This is a genomic window from Curtobacterium sp. MCBA15_008 (assembly GCF_001865065.1).
Lineage (GTDB): Bacteria > Actinomycetota > Actinomycetes > Actinomycetales > Microbacteriaceae > Curtobacterium.
In genome coordinates this window covers 1-837 of record NZ_MJGN01000031.1, presented here as the reverse complement: position 1 = coordinate 837, position 837 = coordinate 1, and the positions used below count along the sequence as shown (strand labels likewise).

General features: G+C 72.4%; 1 protein-coding gene. It reads left to right on the top strand.

All coding sequences use genetic code 11. From position 1 onward, the window contains the following. The coding region (locus tag BIU96_RS12800) for an ABC transporter permease (protein WP_175477548.1) at nt 1-796 on the top strand (796 nt) is incomplete at its 5' end. Nucleotides 797-837 lie beyond the last annotated feature (41 nt).

Sequence of the window (837 nt, the reverse complement as noted above, 5' to 3'; positions counted from 1 at the left end):
CGTCGTCCTCATCGTCGTCGGTGCGGTCCTCATGGGCGTCGGACTCGTCGGGAGCTCCGCATCGCCCGTCGCCGTGCTGCCCGCGGCCCTCGGAGGCTTCGTCTCCTTCGCCGGGATCGCCGTGGGTGCCACGATCGTGATGCCCCCCGTCCTGCAGCTCATCGGCCGGATCGGCTCACGCGACCCGGTCGTGCTGCTCGCCGGTCGGAACGCCATGCGGGCGCCGGGGCGGTCCTCGCGTGCGACCATCGGACTCGTCATCGGGGTCACGCTGCTCGTCACCTTCGCGGTGACGCTCGGCATCACGCAGCACGTCCTCGAGACGCAGCTCAACGCGCAGTTCAAGGGCGGCAGCCCGGAACAGCTCCGCTCGCTGCAGGACTTCTTCAGCAAGCTCAACGCCGTCGTGAGCGTCATCGTCGGGTTCTCCGCCGTGATCGCCGCCGTCGGGGTCGTGAACGCCCTCGCACTCGGCGTCCTGCAGCGCCGCCGTGAGCTCGGGCTGCTGCGGGTCCTCGGGCTCACCGGGGCGCAGGTCCGGCGGATGATCGTGACCGAGGCCGTGCAGATGGTCGTCGCGGCGGTCCTGACCGGGCTCGTGCTCGGCGTCGTGTACGGGTGGATCGGCGGGCAGACGCTGCTCGGTTCGCTCGGCAGTCCGATCGTGCCGGTGATGCCGCCCAAGACGATCGTGGTGGTGGTGGTCGGTGCCCTGGCCCTCGCGGTCGTGGCGACCGTCGCGCCCGTCCGCCGCGCGATGCGCGTCCCGCCGACGGAGGCGCTCGCGGTCGACTGACCGGCGCCCTGGTCGCGACCCCCTGACGGCCTGGAGGCGCG